This is a genomic window from Streptomyces sp. NPDC036764 (assembly GCF_055609385.1).
Genome location: NZ_JBVJPT010000012.1, coordinates 12,598 through 29,584 on the forward strand (window position 1 = coordinate 12,598; position 16,987 = coordinate 29,584).

The following is a 16,987-nucleotide window of genomic DNA, read 5'->3' on the forward strand; positions in this document are numbered from 1 at the left end:
GGCGAGGGATTCGCCCCCGCCGCCCCTGCCCGTCCCGTCCTCCAGGGGCGCTGCCCCTTCACCCCGGTGCTCCTGGGGCTGCCGCCCCAGACCCCGCTTTCGGCCTGAACGGCCTCGTCCTCAAACGCCGGACAGGCTGAAGAATCGCGGACCGGCGCCGGAAGGCGAGGCCCCGGCAGGTGAGTCACGCCAAGACCGGGGGGCAAGACCCGGGGTGGGCAAGACCGGGGGGCACGGGTGGGCAAGGCCCGGGTCGGCTCAGGCTCTGATGATGGCCAGGGCCTCGTCCCGTACCTTTCTCATCGTCTCCTCGTCCCGGGCCTCCGCGTTCAGGCGGAGGAGGGGCTCCGTGTTGGACGGGCGGACGTTGAACCACCAGTCGGTGGAGGTGACCGTCAGGCCGTCGAGGTTGTCCAGTCGGACGTCCTCGCGGCCCTCGTACGCGGTCTTGATCGCGGCGAGGCGGTCCGCCTGGTCGGCGACGGTGGAGTTGATCTCGCCGGAGCCGGCGTAGCGGTCGTACTGGGCGACGAGACCGGACAGGGGGCCCTCCTGGCCGCCGAGGGCGGCGAGGACGTGAAGGGCGGCCAGCATGCCGGTGTCGGCGTTCCAGAAGTCCTTGAAGTAGTAGTGGGCGGAGTGCTCGCCGCCGAAGATCGCGCCGGACTTCGCCATCTCGGCCTTGATGAAGGAGTGGCCGACGCGGGTGCGGACCGGGGTGCCGCCGTTCTCCCTGACGACCTCCGGGACCGACCAGGACGTGATCAGGTTGTGGATGACCGTGCCCTTGCCGCCGTGCTTGGCGAGCTCGCGCGAGGCCACCAGGGCGGTGATGGCGGACGGGGAGACGGGTTCGCCGCGTTCGTCGACGACGAAGCAGCGGTCCGCGTCGCCGTCGAAGGCGATCCCGAGGTCGGCGCCCTCTTCGCGGACCCGCTTCTGGAGGTCGACGATGTTCGCCGGGTCCAGCGGGTTCGCCTCGTGGTTCGGGAAGGTGCCGTCCAACTCGAAGTACATCGGGACGACGTCGAGCGGGAGGCCGCCGAACACGGTCGGCACGGTGTGGCCGCCCATGCCGTTGCCCGCGTCGACGACGACCTTCAGGGGGCGGATGGAGGTCAGGTCCACCAGGGAGCGGAGGTGGGCCGAGTAGTCCTCGAGGGTGTCGCGCCGGGTGATGACGCCCGTCCGTGCGGCCGGGGCCGGGGCGCCCGACTCCATCCAGTTCTCCGCCAGTTCGCGGATCTCGGCGAGGCCGGTGTCCTGGCCGACCGGGGCGGCGCCGGCGCGGCACATCTTGATGCCGTTGTACTGGGCCGGGTTGTGCGAGGCCGTGAACATCGCGCCCGGCAGGTTCAGCGCGCCCGAGGCGTAGTAGAGCTGGTCCGTGGAGCACAGGCCGATCTCGGTGACGTCGACGCCCTGGGCCGCGGCACCGCGCGCGAAGGCGCGGGACAGACCGGGTGACGAGGGGCGCATGTCATGGCCGATCACGATCGCGCTCGCGTCCGTGACCTTGACGAAGGCGGCGCCGAAGAGCTCGGCCAGCGACTCGTCCCACTGATCCGGTACGACCCCGCGCACGTCGTACGCCTTCACGAGCTGTGACAGATCAGCAGCCACGGACAACCTCCTGAAAGTCCTGTCGGTCACCACAAACTACCCGCCCGGACCGACAGTGCGCCGGGCGGCCACTTAGTGGACCCAAAGCCGTAACCTCAAGGTCAGCGCGGACGTCAGGGCAGCATCCAGCCCAGCACCGGTGAGCTCTGTCCGACGACGATCAGGCACATCACCAGCAGCAGCCCCAGGCTCCACGGCAGCACCCGCCGCAGCAGGTCGCCTTCCTTGCCCGCGAGCCCTACTGCCGCGCACGCGATGGTGAGGTTCTGCGGCGAGATCATCTTGCCGAGCACACCTCCTGAACTGTTGGCGGCGGCCAGGAGTTCCGGCGAGAGGCCGGACTCCCGCGCGGCCGTCACCTGCAACGCCCCGAACAGCGCGTTGGCCGAGGTGTCCGACCCGGACACCGCCACCCCGAACCAGCCGAGCACCGGCGACAGGAAGGCGAGCCCGGCACCGGCCGCCGCCACGAAGTGGCCGATGGTGGCGGCCTGCCCGGACAGGTTCATGACATACGCGAGCGCGAGTACGGACGTCACGGTGAGGATGGCGAACCGCAACTCGTGCACGGTGGCGGCCCACTCCCTGACGGCCATGCGCGCGTGCACCCCCAGAACGACCGCCGTGAACAGCCCGGCGATCAGCACGAGCGTGCCGCCGGTGGACACGATCGGCCAGGCGAAGACATTGCCGCCGACCGCTTCGCCGTCCGGGTTCGCGACGTTCAGGAAGGGCCAGTCGAACGTCTGGGTGGCCCCGGCCAGCCAGTCCTTGACCACGGATATCTGGGCGATGGAGAAGATCACGACGATCAGGGCGTACGGCGCGTAGGCCCGCACGACCTCCCGGCGCGGATCGTCCTCGTCCAGATCCTCGCTGCGCGACCCGGTCAGCACGGACGCGCGCACGGCCTCGGTGGCGGGCACACGCGCGTGCGGTACGGCGACCAGGGCGCCCGCGCCGGCCAAGGCGGCGCCGATGTCGGCGAGTTGCGCGGAGACGTAGTTCGAGGCGGCGAACTGGGCGACGGCGAAGGCGACTCCGCACACCACTGCGGGCACCCAGGTCTCCCGAAGCCCGCGCCGCCCGTCCACGAGCCCGACCAGCACGAGCGGCACGACCACCGCCAGCAGGGGCGTCTGCCGCCCGACCACGGACGCCACGTCGTCCAGCGGCAGCCCGGTGACCTGGGCGAGCGTCACCACGGGTGTCCCCATCGCGCCGAAGGCGACGGGTGCCGTGTTGGCGACCAGCGCGACGACGGCCGCGCGTACCGGCTCGAACCCGAGCGCCACCAGCATGACCGAGCAGATCGCGACGGGCGCCCCGAAGCCGGCGAGGGCCTCCAGCAGGGCGCCGAAGCAGAACGCGACGACGAGCGCCTGGATGCGCGGGTCGTCCGACAGCCGCCCGAACGACCGCCGAAGGATGTCGAAGTGCCGCGTCCGGACGGTCATCCGGTACACCCACAGGGCGTTGACGACGATCCACAGGATGGGGAAGAGCCCGAAGACGGCTCCCTGGGCGCCGCTGGAGAGCGTCTGGTCGAGCGGCATGCCGTAGGCGAGCCAGGCGACCAGTACGGCCGCCAGCAGCCCGGTGAGCCCTGCGAGATGCGCCTTCATCCGGACCCCGCCCAGCAGGACGAGCACGATCACCAGGGGCAGGGCCGCCACGAGGGCGGACAGCCCCAGTGAGCCTGCTACGGGCTCCAGTTCCTGGATGTACACGGGCACCTCCCGGATTCCGCCATGCGGAAAGCGATTTCTCGTTCCGGCATACGGAATGGTCGTGTCCGCGACAACAGCGCGTCAATGCTTGTGCATCACTCAACCAAACGAAGGCGCGCCGAAGGAGAGCGAGGGAGGGAGGCGAAGACAGACGAAGGGAACCGGTCGTCAGTTGTCGGGCGAGCGGAGGATCCTGAGATGACCTCGCCGCGCGACCTCCATCGGGTCGGCGCCACGGCTGCCCCCGGCGGCCCCGGCCGCCCGCTCCTGCGGACGGGCCGCCTCGCGCACGGCGTTGGCAAGCGCTTCCAGGTCGTCCCCGCTCGGACGGGCCGGAGCGGAGCCGTCCAGCAGGCGTACGACCTCCCACCCGCGAGGCGCGGTGAGGCGCTCGGAGTGCTCGGCGCACAGGTCGTAGCAGTGGGGTTCGGCGTAGGTGGCGAGCGGGCCGAGGACCGCGGTCGAGTCGGCGTAGACGTACGTCAGCGTCGCGACGGCGGGGCGGCCGCAAGCGGTGCGCGAACAGCGACGTACAGGGCTCACGACGTTGGACGGTACCGCACTCTTGAGCGGGCCGCGACGACTCTCCCCCAGGTCACCCCACCGTGTCGTGTTGTGACGCGCCCCACGCGCCCCCCTCGCACCACCCTTCTGACCTGCCCAAAAGCCGCGTTGCGGAATCCCGGACGGCGACGGGGCCGGTCACAACTCACGACAAAACCCAACAATTACCTTGACTTCGACGGTCTCGGAGAGATGCGGAATCGAGCCCAACCTTGGCTGGAATGGTCATCTGCCGACATGCCGTACGGGCCGGGCGGACGCCGCCCCCGCCACCCGACCGCGATCGGACACGTACCTGCCGTGAGGACTACCCTTCATCAGTGATGGACACCCCTGTACCGCCTCGTGCCGCCGGCCCCGGGCCCCGCCGCCGTGATCGCCACGGACGGGGCATGCGCGGCCCTATCGCACCACCCCAGGTCCCCCTCGCCGCCAGCCGCGCCGATGTCTTCGCGGACCTGGTCCAGGACTCGGTGGAGCGCCTCGAACGCCGCTGGCCGCAGCTCACCGACATCGATTTCCTGGTCCTGGAGGTCCCCCGCCTGGACGGCAGGACCTGGAACGACGAGGCGGTCCCCCTGGGCGGCACGATCGCCGCCCGCGAGGGACGCCCCGCGCGCGTGGTCATCTACCGCCGCCCCGTGGAGATCCGCACCAAGGGCCGGGACGAGCGGGCGGCTCTGGTCCACGAGGTGGTCGTGGAACAGGTGGCAGAGCTGCTGGGCCTCACACCGGAGACGGTCGATCCGCGCTACGGCGAGGACTGACGGCCAGGGCCGGCAAGCGGAACCGAGCGCCGCAGGGGAGGGCCCGAAGGCCCTCCCGCCACTACCTCTGCAGGACCGACAGGTCCTCGTCCGCCTCGGGCACGGCCACCATCCCCCGGTCGTCCGGCAGTGTCTGGACGGTGAAGCCGGACACCCCGTCCTCCGACGCCGCGAGCGTGCGGGACGCGTACACCGGCCCGCCCGACACCGTCTCGACCGTGAGGGCGTACGTGCCCTTCAGGCCGCTCGGGACCGGCACCTGAATCTCCTGGGTGGTACCGGACTTGACCGTGTACGTCTTCGAGGCGGCCGTGCCGCCCTCGCTCCCCGGCGACGCGGTGACCTTGATCCGAGCCGTACCGGACGGCGCCGTCACGGACAGCGTCGTGCCCTTCTCGCGGTTGTCCACCGCCGTCGCGCGCGTGCCGACGGCCCGGCTGGCCGGGATGAACGCCGTCTCCTGCTTGGCGCCCTTCCCCCGCACCACCCGCAGCGCCGCTACCACCGGCACGGAGTGATCCGAGGGCGTCAGCACGAGCGACCCCGCCTCGCCGCGCATCACGTCACCGAGGTCCACCGCGCTGGTCATCCCTGCCTTGACGTGCAGCGTCTCGTTCCCGGCGGGCGTGATCAGCCCGGACGGCGAAGCGAGCCGCACCTTCAGATCCGCGTCCGCCTCCCCCGGCGCGAACGCGACCAGCCGCACGGCCGTGGCGTCCTTGGGAATGCCGGGCATCACCAGGCTCCCGGCGGGGTCGACGGACGCCGCGAGCCAGTCCCCGCCGAGCTTGTCGTCCAGCGCCTGCACCGAGGCGCCCACGCGACCGCTGCGCACACTCACGTGCACGGTCACGTTGTCCTGCTTCTCACCGGTGAGCGTGGACAGGAGTATCGGCTCGCCGGAGTGCGGCTGAACCGTGATCCCCTCCCCCACCGTGGTCTCCAGGGCCCCGTCCTTGCCGTACAGCTCGATGTCGACGACGGCGGCGGAGTCGTCCGGGTTCGTCAGATGCACGTAGTCCGTGCGGTCGGGAGCCGTGCTGGCCCCGGGGAACCAGAACTCGGTGTCCGGCGCCGTGCAGTTGACCCCCTGGAGCCCGCGCCCGGTGCCCGCCGCGACCTGAGTGGTCTGCTGCACGGTCCACCCGGGCGCGAACTTCCCGTCGGCGGTCCCGACGAGCGCCGGCGAGTCCGCCCCGGAGGCGTCCTCGGTCACCGGCTTCCCCGGCTCCTTGGCGGCGAGGACGGGCTTGCCGGCGGTCGCGGTCTTGCCGCCCTTGGCGCCCTTGCCTGCCTTCTCGTCCTTGCCGCCCTTGCCGCCCGCCGCGGCTCCCGACTCCTCGCCCGCGGACAGCAGTTCCGCCTTGCCACCGCTCGCCGTCCCCTTGGTGACGGGCGTGAACGACGTGTACGTCGTCTCGGCGAGGTCCGAACTGCTGGGCGCCGGGCACACCAGACTCGTACGCTCCACCGGCAGCTCGGCCGCCGTCTTCGCAGGGCTCGCACCGGAGGCGTCCGGTGAGGCCAGCGCCGCGAACCCGGTGACGGCGGCGAGGGCGCCGACGCCGGCGATCAGGGACAGGGTGGTGCGGTTCACTGCTGGCTCCCGTCGGAACGCTCACTGCCGTGCTGCTGCGGGTCGTACGTGGCGTCGTAACCCTGCTGGTACGTCTGGTCGTACGAGGGGTCGTACGCCGCGCCCTGTGACTGACCGCCGTACGCGTACGGGTCGTACTGGCCGCCCTGGTACGGATCCGCCTGGTACCCCTGGTCGTACGCGCCGCCCGCCGGATACTGCCCCTCGCCCTGACCGCCCTGGTACTGCTCGCCGCCGTAGTTGTCGTACTCGGCGCCCGCGTAGCTGGGGGTGTCCCACTGTCCGTACGGAGTCTGCTGCGGAACGGCCGTGGAGGGCTCCTGTGCGGGAGGGGGCGGGAACTCCCCGCCCTGACCGCCCTCTTCGGCCTCGGCCTGGGCGCGCAGCCGGCGGGCCCGCCGTCCGTCGCCCGCCATGGCCTCGGCCGGGACGGGGGCCTCCTCGGGCAGGTCGTCGTCGATGTCACGGCGACGTCCGGGCAGCGCCATCACGACGAGCACGAGGGCGAGGAAGCCCTGTACCCACAGCCAGGCGGTGTGGCCGATCGGGTCGTCGTAGGTGACGTCCAGCCTGCCGCCGTCGGCGGGCAGCTCGAAGCCCTGCGCCCAGCCGTCGACCGTGGTCGGGGTGAGTTCCTTGCCGTCCAGGGTGGCCGTCCACCCGTCGTCGACGCTGTCGGCGAGCCGCAGCACGCGCCCGTCGGAGCCGGCCGGCACCGTGGTGTGGATCTCGACGGGCCCGGCGGCGACCGGCTGGGGCTCACCGGCCGCGGCGCCCGAGCCGGACCCCGCGACGATGGCCGCCCGCGACACCTGGCGGTCGATCCGCCACAGCGCGCTGCCGTTCTGCTCACTCAGCCGCGACAGCCCCGGCGTCGCGTCCAGCACGCGCGTGACGTCACGCGGCGCGCCCTTGTGGACGAGGACGTAGCGCACGGCGAACGCGCCGAGCTGGTCCGCCTGGTCGGCGCCGGAACCGGCGACGAGGTTGGCGACGATCTTGTCGAGCTTGGCGTTCTCCCCGTCGGCCACGGCCAGTTCGGCGTCGCCGAGGCGGGCGCCGGAGCCGCGCACGAGCATGTAGCCGACGTGCGCCGAGGAGTCGCTGTCGAGGACGAGGGTGCGGGCCTGGTCGCGGGTGCCGCTCTCTTCGGCGACGAACGCGGGCACCTGCACGGGATCGCGCCGCTCCAGCGGTCCGTCGGCACCGCGGATCATCCAGCCGGCGGCGACGAGAAGCGGGCCCGCGGCCGCGGTGAAGGCGATGAGCGCGGCGACCGGCTGACGCCAGCCGAAGCTCTGCTCGGCCACGCGCGAGCGTGCCCCGTCGGCGCCGAGCAGGGCGGCGGCCAGGAGGGCGATGCCGTAGACGAGGGTCGCGGGGCCGGCCCAGGTGGAACTGTTGGACAGGACCGCGAAGACGAAGCCCAGCAGGGCGACCGCCCAGGCCGTGCGGATCCCGAGCTGACGCTCGGAGCGCAGCAGGGCGGCCAGCGCGGCCAGTACGACGCCGATGAGCATCAGCCCGCTGACGGTGCCGGGCCCGCCGGGGCTGGCACCGAGCAGGTCCAGGGCGGACGCGGCCGAGGAGCCGTACTCCAGACCGGCCTCGCGGAAGAAGCCGAACGGCAGCAGCGACAGCGACCAGGGCGCGAGCACCAGCAGGGGCACCCCGAACTGGGCCAGGAAGCGCAGGCCGTAGGCGGTGAGGTCGGTGCGCCGCACCGCCAGCAGACCGATACCGAGGAGCAGCGCGATCGGCCAGATGATCGGTGTGAAGGCCGTGGCGATCGTCAGCAGCAGGGCGTACGCCCAGGTGGCGCGCCAACTGCCGCGCGCGCCGGAGCCGTTCGCCAGGCCGCTGGCCGCGATGCCCGCGCGGGCGATGAGCGGCAGCAGGATGGCGAGTACCGCGGTGCCGATGCGACCGCCGGCCAGGGCGCCGGTCGCGGCTGGCAGGAAGGCGTAGACGACGGCCGCCCAGGCACGCAGCAGGCGCGACTCGACGAGCGGGCGGGAGGCGAAGTAGGCGGTGAATCCGGCCAGCGGCACCGAGCAGACCAGCAGCACGGTGACGGCGAGCCCGGTCGAGCCCAGCAGGGTGGAGGCGAGCATCGCCACGAGCGCGAGGTACGGCGGCGCGGACGGGGTGCCGCCGGCGCCCACCGGATGCCAGGCGTCCAGGTAACGCGACCACAGCTCGCCGGATTCGGCCGGGGCGGGCAGCAGGGCGCCGCCCGCGAGCGCGCCGTTGCCGAGAAGTTCGCGGCAGGCGATCAGCGAGACGAACAGCAGCACCAGGAAGAGCACCGGGCCGGGCTTGCGGGCGATGCGCTTGAGGCGCGCGAACTGTTCTATCTCCAGGAAGTCCGCGTCGTCGCCGCCGGGTCCGGACTCGACGGCGCTGCCGTGCCGTCCCGCGCCGGAGGCGACCTCGGCGTCGGAGCTGCCGACGACGCTGCCCGCGACCTGTTCGACGGTGGCCCGCACGGTCGCGCCGGGCGGCGGGAACAGGGCCCGCAGCTCGCCCTTGTCGATGACGGGACGCCCGCGCCTGCGCCGGCCGGCGATGATCCGTTCGGGGCGCAGCAGGGTGCCCACGAGGCCGCGGATCTCGTCCAGGGCCTGTCCGGGGACCTTGCCGACGAGGTAGGCGAGCGTGCGCAGGACGGTGCCGAACACCAGGCGCAGCAGCACCCAGGGCAGCACGGCCGTGCGGGTGTTGACGAGCAGGGTGTAGACCGCGCCCGCCTTGTCGACCTTGTGCGGGGAGGCGGCGGTGCGGCCCACGCAGTCGACGGTGCGGCGCTCGCGGGAGGACGCCTCGGCGTGTCGTACGACCGCCTCGGGGGCGATGAGGACGCGGTGCCCGGCGGCCGTGGCGCGCCAGCACAGGTCGACGTCGTCCCGCATGAGGGGCAGTCGCCGGTCGAAGCCGCCGAGTTCCTCGAAGACGTCGCGCCGGATGAGCATGCCGGCGGTGGACACGGACAGCACCGGGCGCACGTGGTCGTGCTGGCCCTGGTCCTGCTCGCGGCGGTCCAGGCCGGTCCAGCGGCGGCCGGAGTTGGCGATGGTGACGCCGACCTCGAGGAGCTGGCGGCGGTCGTACCAGCCGCGCAGCTTCGGGCCCACCACGGCGACGTCGTCGCGTCCCAGCTCGTGCTCGTTCTCCACGACGCGCAGCAGTTGGGCCAGGGCGTCGGGTTCGGGTGCGCAGTCGTCGTGCAGGAGCCACAGCCACTGGACCGGTTCCCCGTGGGGGAGTTCGGGCAGGTCGTAGGCGTCGTCGCGCCAGGTGCGCGTGACGGGGTCCCAGCCGCTGGGCCGTTTCAGATACGTCAGCTCGTCCGGGGTGAGGAGGGGGGCGGTGCGGTTGGCCTCCTCGACGGCCTGGCCGAATCCGGTGCGCCGCGCGAGGTGCAGCACGCGGTCGGCGCCCAGGGCCTCGGTGACGAGCTGCGCGGACTGGTCCGCGCTGCCGGTGTCGGCCGCGACGGCGAACTGGACGGGACGCTCCTGGCCGAGCAGCCCGGCAAGCACGTCGGGCAGCCAGCGGGCACCGTCGTGGGAGACGAGCACCGCCGTCACCACATGACGCGGGAACTCAGGTGTGGCAGCGGAGTCGTGCTGGGCTGCCGTGTGGCTGTGCACGGACATCGAGGTACGGGCCCTGGTTCGATGGACTGCGGTGGACGCCCGTGCCCCGAGGGGACACCGGGGTGTCTCGGACGAGCGACCACACTATCGGCTGGGCATCACAACAGCCCGCCGCCTGTGGATAACCCACCTGCGACGGGCCGTTCGAGACCTGTTCGAGACGTATGTGCGTGCGGATGCAGCGGATGTGACAGCGGATGCCTATGTGCCGATTCGTACGCTTCGCCCCCATCGCTCGACCTCGCCGCTCGGTCCTGCGGCCAGGCCCGCGACGGCCGGACGGACGGCGTGCGATCAGATGGCCGCCTTCTTCAGCCGGCGACGCTCCCGTTCGGACAGGCCGCCCCAGATTCCGAAGCGCTCGTCGTTGGCGAGGGCGTATTCGAGGCACTCGGAGCGGACCTCACAGGCGAGGCAGACCTTTTTGGCCTCGCGGGTGGAGCCGCCCTTCTCGGGGAAGAAGGACTCGGGGTCGGTCTGGGCGCACAGCGCGCGCTCCTGCCAGCCGAGTTCCTCGTCCGCGTCGTCGACCAGCAGTTGCTGCACCAGCTCGGTCATGTGCGCCCCTCGTCTGTCTTTCGCGTCCCCGTGATGTAGCCGTTACCGATTCCGGCTGAACGACACGAGTGAAATTACAAGTGTGCTGCTCCGGGCGAGTCAAGCCGAGATCTGCTATTGAGCCCCTTATTCACTCTGCGGAACCAAGGCATAGCGGAAAGTGTTCAAATCGGCATAAACCTTGACAAGCGGACAAGACCCAGGAGGACCCCCGGCCCTCCGCAGAGCCTGTACGGAAAAGGACGCCCAGAAGTTCGATCTCGTTGCACACACGCGCGGAAGCGAACCGGATCACAGTCGGATCACAGGATCACAACGACGCCCGTGCGCCCGATTGTGCGCCATGTGTCCCGTCCACCCCATGAACAAACCTTTCGCCATAGAGATGCACCGGATGAGGTGAAACATGTCCCACAGGGTGGGCGCCGAGTTGACACTGAAGGTGCGAACCGATGTCCTTATGGGCATGCTCGCGAACTCGGCACTCACCTCGACCCGCACCGCCGGGTCCCACGGTGCTGCCCGCGCTCGCTGTAGCTGTTGTTGCTGTTCCGGCTGTTGAGCCTCTCCGACCGCTCCGGCTGCCTCTGAGTCCACCGCGACTCGGCTGCTTGTTCCCACGCCCCGACCAGGGCCGCTGCGTCCCCCGCGACCCGGGCGGACGGCAATCGACACCCAGCCACCCCCCACTTCTTCCGCAAGGAACCCACGCACCTCATGAACAGCGACAGCGACCTCCAGATCGCCGGCGACATCCTCGAAGTCCCGCACCTCCTCCAGGCACCGCGCGAGCACCCGGCCACCGTCGCCGAGTTCGTCGGCCTGGCCCGCTCCATCGCCGCCGACCGCTCGCAGTGGGAGCACCTCGTCCGGTACGACGCCACCACGCGCTGGTACCACCGGCTGCGCACCGGCCCCGGCTACGAGGTGTGGCTGCTGTCCTGGGTCCCCGGGCAGGGCAGCGGCCTGCACGACCACGGCGGCTCCTCCGGCGTCCTGACCGTCCTGGACGGCACGCTGACCGAGCGCACGGAGCGCGGCACGCGCGTGTTGGCGGCGGGAGCCCAACGGGTGTTCGCGCCGGGGTACGCGCACGACGTGGTGAACGACGCGCTGGAGCCGGCGGTGAGCCTGCACGTGTACTACCCGGGCCTGACCGAGATGCCGATGCACACTTCGTCGGCCTGCGCGGCGCACACCGAGGCGCGTCCGGTGACTGCCTGACAAGTTGTCGTACCCGCCTGCAAGACTTGCCCGCCCGTCGCCCGACCACCCCTCAACGAGTCAGCCTGGCGGCTGACACACTGTTTCAATGCGCATTGTGGTTCTGGCAGGCGGCATCGGTGGTGCCCGGTTCCTGCGTGGTCTGAAGCGGGCCGTGCCGGACGCGGACATCACGGTCATCGGCAACACCGGGGACGACATCCACCTCTTCGGGCTGAAGGTCTGCCCGGACCTCGACACGGTGATGTACACGCTCGGCGGCGGTATCAACGAGGAACAGGGCTGGGGCAGGGCCGACGAGACCTTCCATCTCAAGGAGGAGCTCGCGGCGTACGGCGTCGGCCCGGAGTGGTTCGGGCTCGGTGACCGGGACTTCGCCACACACATCGTGCGGACGCAGATGATCGGCGCCGGATACCCGCTGAGCGCGGTGACGGAGGCCCTCTGCGACCGGTGGAACCCGGGAGTACGGCTCATCCCCATGACCGACGACCGCGTCGAGACGCATGTCGCCGTCGTGGAGGAGGGCGAGCGCAAGGCCGTCCACTTCCAGGAGTACTGGGTACGGCTGCGGGCCTCGGTACCGGCGGAGGCGATCGTGCCGGTCGGGGCCGAGCAGGCGAAGCCCGCGCCCGGGGTCCTGGAGGCCATCGCCCAGGCCGACGTCATCCTCTTCCCGCCGTCCAACCCGGTCGTCTCGGTCGGCACGATCCTCGCCGTGCCCGGCATCCGCGAGGCGATCGCCGACGCGGGCGTGCCGGTGGTCGGCCTCTCCCCGATCGTCGGGGACGCGCCCGTGCGCGGGATGGCCGACAAGGTGCTCGCCGCGGTGGGCGTGGAGTCGACGGCCGCGGCGGTCGCCGAGCACTACGGCTCGGGGCTGCTCGACGGCTGGCTCGTGGACACCGTGGACGCCGGCTCCGTGGAACGGGTCGAGGCGGCCGGTATCCGCTGCCGCGCCGTACCGCTGATGATGACCGACCTCGACGCCTCCGCTCAGATGGCCCGCGAGGCGCTGGAGCTGGCGGAGGAGGTGCGGGGGATTTGAGCGGCGAACAGCACTCGGAGCGGCCCCCGGGCTACCGGGTGTGGGCCGTCGCCGGCATCCCCGAGGTCGCGCAGGGCGACGATCTGGCCAAACTGATCGCGGCCGCCGAGCCCGGTCTCGTCGACGGGGACGTGCTGCTCGTCACCTCGAAGATCGTGTCCAAGGCCGAGGGCCGGATCGTGGAGGCGGGCGACCGGGAGTCCGCGATCGACGCGGAGACGGTACGGGTCGTGGCGCGCCGCGGCCCCCTGCGCATCGTCGAGAACCGGCAGGGCCTGGTGATGGCCGCCGCCGGGGTCGACGCCTCCAACACCCTCGTCGGGACCGTGCTGTTGCTGCCAGAGGACCCGGACGCGTCCGCGCGGGCGATCCGCGACGGACTGCGCGACGCCCTCGGCGTCGACGTCGGCGTCCTCGTCACCGACACGTTCGGACGCCCCTGGCGCTCCGGGCTCACCGACGTCGCGATCGGCGCCGCCGGCATCCGCGTGCTCGACGATCTGCGCGGGGGCACGGACGCACACGGCAATCCGCTCAGCGCGACCGTGGTGGCGACCGCGGACGAACTCGCCGCCGCCGGTGATCTGGTCAAGGGCAAGGCCGCCGGGCTGCCCGTCGCCGTCGTGCGCGGGCTCGCGCACACCGTGACCGAGGACCACGGGGACGGCGCGCGGGCCATGGTGCGCGACGCGCGCGACGACATGTTCCGGCTGGGGACGTCGGAGGCGGTACGGGAGGCGGTGACCCAGCGCCGTACGGTACGGGCGTTCACGGACGAGCCGGTCGACCCCGGGGCCGTACGACGCGCGGTCGCGGCGGCGGTCACGGCGCCGGCGCCGCACCACACCACTCCGTGGCGGTTCGTGCTGCTGGAGTCGCCGGAGTCGCGGACGCGGCTGCTCGACGCGATGCGCGACGCCTGGATCGCCGACCTCCGGCGGGACGGCAAGAGCGAGGAGTCCATCGCCAAGCGGGTGCGACGCGGGGACGTGCTGCGCAACGCGCCGTATCTGGTGGTTCCGTGCCTGGTCATGGACGGTTCGCACACCTACGGCGACGCCCGTCGGGACGGCGCCGAGCGGGAGATGTTCGTCGTCGCCACCGGGGCCGGGGTGCAGAACTTCCTGGTCGCGCTGGCCGGGGAACGACTGGGCTCGGCATGGGTGTCGTCGACGATGTTCTGCCGGGACGTGGTGCGCGAGGTGCTCGGGCTGCCGGAGGACTGGGATCCGATGGGGGCGGTGGCGGTCGGCCACCCGGCGGAGGAGCCGCGGGCGAGGCCGGAGCGGGATGCGGCGGCTTTCGTCGAGGTGCGGTGACCCACGCCGTCCAGCGCCTACGCTCGTAGGACACCTCCCGTACCCCTAGGACCTCATCCGTGGCAGGACGTTTCTCTCCGCGGCCCACGCGTACGACCGTGCGCGGTGGGCATGTCGCCGTGCCCGGGGGGATACCGCGTCAGGCCGCGGCCCCCGGGCGGGTGCGGACCTGGGTGCCGGACGGGCCGCTCGATCTCGGGCTGGTGCTGGGGCCCTTGCGGCGTGGGCCGGGGGATCCGACGTTCCGGGCGATGCCCGACGGGTCCGTGTGGCGGGCCAGCCTCACGCCCGCCGGGCCCGGCACGCTGCGGGTCGCCGCGCGCGGGGCCGAGGTGCGGGGCGAGGCGTGGGGGCCGGGGGCCGAGTGGCTGCTGGAGCGGTTGCCGGAGCTGCTGGGGGCCGCCGACGATCCGTCCGTCTTCGTGCCGCGGCACCGGGTGGTCGCGATGGCCCGGCATCGGCGGCCGGGGCTCAGGCTGACGCGGACCGGGCTGGTGATGGAGTCGTTGATTCCGTCCGTGCTGGAGCAGAAGGTCACGACCGATGAGGCGTATCGGGCGTGGCGGTTGCTGGTGCGCAAGTTCGGGGAGCCGGCTCCTGGGCCCGCGCCCGGGCGGATGTGTGTGATGCCGGATGCGCGGACCTGGGCGCTGATTCCGTCCTGGGAGTGGCATCGGGCCGGGGTCGACAACAAGCGGGCGTCGACGATTTTGCGGGCCGTGCGGGTTGCGGCGCGGATGGAGGAGGCGGTGCGGATGCCTCCGGCCGAGGCGCAGGCTCGGTTGGAGGTCGTGCCGGGGATCGGGCCGTGGACGTCGGCGGAGGTTGTGCAGCGCAGTCATGGGGCGGCGGATGCGGTGACCGTGGGGGATCTGCATCTGCCGGGGATCGTGGGGTTCGCGCTGGCCGGGGATCGGGATGCGGATGACTCCGTGATGCTGGAGTTGCTGGAGCCGTATGCGGGGCAGCGGCATCGGGCGGCTCGGTTGATCCTGCTGAGTGGGCGGGTGCCTGCGCGGCGGGCTCCGCGGATGCCTCGGGGGGATATCGGGCGGTTGTGACGCGGCGGGCGGCTGCCTGCCCGCGCTGCGCTCATCCCCCATTTTCCTCGCCCCCGCCGCCCCTGCCCGTCCCGTCCTCCAGGGGCGCTGCCCCTTCAACCCCGGTGCTCCTGGGGCTGCCGCCCCAGACCCCGCTTTCGGCCTGAACGGCCTCGTCCTCAAACGCCGGACGGGCTGAAGAATCGCGGACCGGCACCGAGAGGCGAAGCCACCAGCGGGCGGATGGGGCTAGGGATGACGACGCCTCAGCCCGATGGCCGGACGGACCACCAACGAGTGGGTGAGGCGCGGACGCCGGACAGGCCACCAGGGCGGGAGCATTCGGACAGCGAAGCCTCAGTCGCCGTATGGGCGAAGCCCTGCGGGCCGAGGCGGGTGTAGGCCCACGGGAGCATTCGGACAGCGAAGCCTCAGTCGCCGTATGGGCGAAGCCCTGCGGGCCGAGGCGGGTGTAGGCCCACGTGCCCGCACTCGCCCACGGCGTAAGGGGACGTGCCGGAAGGTGTCCGCCCGCAGCGGCCGGCGTCAAGGGGCGGTAGCCCGCGAAAGGCACAGCAACCGCCGGACCGAGGACGGACGCCCCCGGCACGGCCCCGACCCACAACGCACCCGCAGGCGCTACGCGCACCCCCCACGCACCTATAGATCGGGCGAGAACCGAACCGCGCCCGCCGGTATCCGGGCGTCGCACCACACCCTGGCGCCCTCGCGCAGTTCGTTGTCGGCGCCGATGACCGCGCCGTCGCCGATGACCGTGCCGGTGAGGACAGAACGTTCGCCCACGCGGGCGCGGGTGCCGATGAGGGAGTCGGTGATGACGGCGCCGGGCTCGATGACGGCACCCGGCAGGATCGTGCTGCCGAAGACGCGCGCCCCCTCGGCCACGAACGCTCCCTCACCCACCACCGTTCCGCCCGTCAGCTTGGCGTCGGGCGCCACCCTGGCCGTAGGGAGGACCAGACGGTCGCCGCAGCGGCCTGGGACCGCGGGGGACGGAGCCCGCCCCAGGACCAGGTCCGCCGAGCCCCGGACGAACGCCGCCGGCGTGCCGAGGTCGAGCCAGTACGTCGAGTCGACCATGCCCTGGAGATGGGCGCCTGCGGACAGGAGGTCCGGGAACGTCTCGCGCTCGACCGAGACCGGGCGGCCCGACGGGATCGTGTCGATGACCGAGCGACGGAAGACGTACGCCCCCGCGTTGATCTGGTCGGTGACGATCTCCTCGGGGGTCTGCGGCTTCTCCAGGAAGGCGGTCACCCGGCCCGTGTCGTCCGTGGGGACCAGGCCGTACGCCCTCGGGTCCGTCACCTTGGTGAGGTGGAGGGAGATGTCCGCGCCCGTCGTCTCGTGCGTGCGGACCAGGGCCCGGATGTCCAGCCCCGTCAGAATGTCCCCGTTGAAGATCAGGATCGGGTCGTCCGGCCCGGAGTGGAGACGGGACGCCACGTTCCGGATCGCGCCGCCCGTGCCGAGGGGCTCCTCCTCCGTCACGTACTCCAGATGCAGCCCCAGCGCCGAGCCGTCGCCGAAGTACGGCTCGAAGACCTCGGCCAGATACGACGTGGCCAGGACGATGTGCTCGACGCCCGCCGCTCTCGCTCTCGCCAACTGGTGCGTGAGGAACGGCACCCCGGCCGCCGGAACCATGGGCTTCGGTGTGTGCACGGTGAGCGGACGCAGCCGAGTGCCCTTGCCGCCGACCAGGAGGATCGCTTCTGTCACCTGTCGTCTCTGCTTCCTGCCGGGACCGGCCGAACTGTCTTTCGGCCGGCCAGTGTATGCAGACCGTTGTGCGGCGCCCTCGACGGCAGTGCGGTATGACGACACATCCCGCCCC

General features: G+C 72.0%; 12 protein-coding genes. 5 read left to right on the forward strand and 7 right to left on the reverse strand.

The window, feature by feature from the left end; translation table 11 throughout:
* Positions 1-258: 258 nt before the first annotated feature.
* The 3 genes from ACZ69Q_RS32930 to ACZ69Q_RS32940 all read right to left on the reverse strand — a co-directional run bounded on the left by ACZ69Q_RS32930 (position 259) and on the right by ACZ69Q_RS32940 (position 3,896).
* Positions 259-1,623 (reverse strand): phosphomannomutase/phosphoglucomutase, encoded by a 1,365-nt coding sequence (locus tag ACZ69Q_RS32930; RefSeq protein WP_471048999.1) that lies wholly within the window; start codon positions 1,621-1,623, stop codon positions 259-261.
* A gap of 113 nt (positions 1,624-1,736) precedes the next feature.
* Positions 1,737-3,353: an L-lactate permease gene (locus ACZ69Q_RS32935; protein ID WP_471049002.1), complete on the reverse strand. Its 1,617-nt coding sequence runs from the start codon at positions 3,351-3,353 to the stop codon at positions 1,737-1,739.
* Between the two features lie 168 nt (positions 3,354-3,521).
* Positions 3,522-3,896, reverse strand: a complete 375-nt coding sequence (locus tag ACZ69Q_RS32940) for a DUF3499 domain-containing protein (protein ID WP_471049004.1) — start codon at positions 3,894-3,896, stop codon at positions 3,522-3,524.
* A gap of 344 nt (positions 3,897-4,240) precedes the next feature.
* On the opposite strand from ACZ69Q_RS32940, the gene ACZ69Q_RS32945 reads away from it, so the two are divergent.
* Positions 4,241-4,684: a metallopeptidase family protein gene (locus ACZ69Q_RS32945; protein WP_125528256.1), complete on the forward strand. Its 444-nt coding sequence runs from the start codon at positions 4,241-4,243 to the stop codon at positions 4,682-4,684.
* Positions 4,685-4,745: 61 nt separating this feature from the next.
* Here ACZ69Q_RS32945 and ACZ69Q_RS32950 read toward each other — a convergent pair whose 3' ends face one another.
* The 3 genes from ACZ69Q_RS32950 to ACZ69Q_RS32960 all read right to left on the reverse strand — a co-directional run bounded on the left by ACZ69Q_RS32950 (position 4,746) and on the right by ACZ69Q_RS32960 (position 10,498).
* On the reverse strand, positions 4,746-6,281 hold the full coding sequence (locus ACZ69Q_RS32950; protein ID WP_471049006.1) for a DUF5719 family protein: 1,536 nt from the start codon (positions 6,279-6,281) through the stop codon (positions 4,746-4,748).
* Positions 6,278-9,940: a glycosyltransferase family 2 protein gene (locus tag ACZ69Q_RS32955; protein WP_471049009.1), complete on the reverse strand. Its 3,663-nt coding sequence runs from the start codon at positions 9,938-9,940 to the stop codon at positions 6,278-6,280. Before ACZ69Q_RS32955 ends, ACZ69Q_RS32950 begins: the two co-directional genes overlap by 4 nt.
* 294 nt (positions 9,941-10,234) lie before the next feature.
* The gene (locus ACZ69Q_RS32960) at positions 10,235-10,498 is read right to left on the reverse strand and encodes a WhiB family transcriptional regulator (RefSeq protein WP_010986447.1); all 264 of its coding nucleotides are present in this window, start codon (positions 10,496-10,498) and stop codon (positions 10,235-10,237) included.
* Between the two features lie 717 nt (positions 10,499-11,215).
* Here ACZ69Q_RS32960 and ACZ69Q_RS32965 point away from each other — a divergent pair.
* From ACZ69Q_RS32965 to ACZ69Q_RS32980, 4 genes are all read left to right on the forward strand, one after another.
* On the forward strand, positions 11,216-11,722 hold the full coding sequence (locus tag ACZ69Q_RS32965) for a cysteine dioxygenase (RefSeq protein WP_471049012.1): 507 nt from the start codon (positions 11,216-11,218) through the stop codon (positions 11,720-11,722).
* 88 nt (positions 11,723-11,810) lie between these two features.
* The gene (gene cofD, locus ACZ69Q_RS32970) at positions 11,811-12,770 is read left to right on the forward strand and encodes a 2-phospho-L-lactate transferase (RefSeq protein WP_471049015.1); all 960 of its coding nucleotides are present in this window, start codon (positions 11,811-11,813) and stop codon (positions 12,768-12,770) included.
* The gene (locus tag ACZ69Q_RS32975; RefSeq protein ID WP_471049018.1) at positions 12,767-14,089 is read left to right on the forward strand and encodes a coenzyme F420-0:L-glutamate ligase; all 1,323 of its coding nucleotides are present in this window, start codon (positions 12,767-12,769) and stop codon (positions 14,087-14,089) included. Before cofD ends, ACZ69Q_RS32975 begins: the two co-directional genes overlap by 4 nt.
* A 59-nt stretch (positions 14,090-14,148) precedes the next feature.
* A complete protein-coding gene (locus ACZ69Q_RS32980) occupies positions 14,149-15,150 on the forward strand; it encodes a DNA-3-methyladenine glycosylase family protein (protein ID WP_471049021.1) in 1,002 nt (333 codons plus the stop codon).
* A 639-nt stretch (positions 15,151-15,789) separates the two neighbouring features.
* Here the strand turns inward: ACZ69Q_RS32980 and manB are convergent.
* Positions 15,790-16,872 (reverse strand): mannose-1-phosphate guanylyltransferase, encoded by a 1,083-nt coding sequence (manB, locus tag ACZ69Q_RS32985; protein WP_471049024.1) that lies wholly within the window; start codon positions 16,870-16,872, stop codon positions 15,790-15,792.
* Between the last annotated feature and the right edge of the window lie 115 nt (positions 16,873-16,987).

Bases quoted from the DNA above. Each gene is read 5' to 3' on its own strand.
- ACZ69Q_RS32945 (WP_125528256.1), top strand. From the start codon at position 4,241: ATGGACACCCCTGTACCGCCTCGTGCCGCCGGCCCCGGGCCCCGCCGC.
- ACZ69Q_RS32965 (WP_471049012.1), top strand. From the start codon at position 11,216: ATGAACAGCGACAGCGACCTCCAGATCGCCGGCGACATCCTCGAAGTC.
- ACZ69Q_RS32960 (WP_010986447.1), bottom strand. From the start codon at position 10,498: ATGACCGAGCTGGTGCAGCAACTGCTGGTCGACGACGCGGACGAGGAA.
- ACZ69Q_RS32955 (WP_471049009.1), bottom strand. From the start codon at position 9,940: ATGTCCGTGCACAGCCACACGGCAGCCCAGCACGACTCCGCTGCCACA.
- cofD (WP_471049015.1), top strand. From the start codon at position 11,811: ATGCGCATTGTGGTTCTGGCAGGCGGCATCGGTGGTGCCCGGTTCCTG.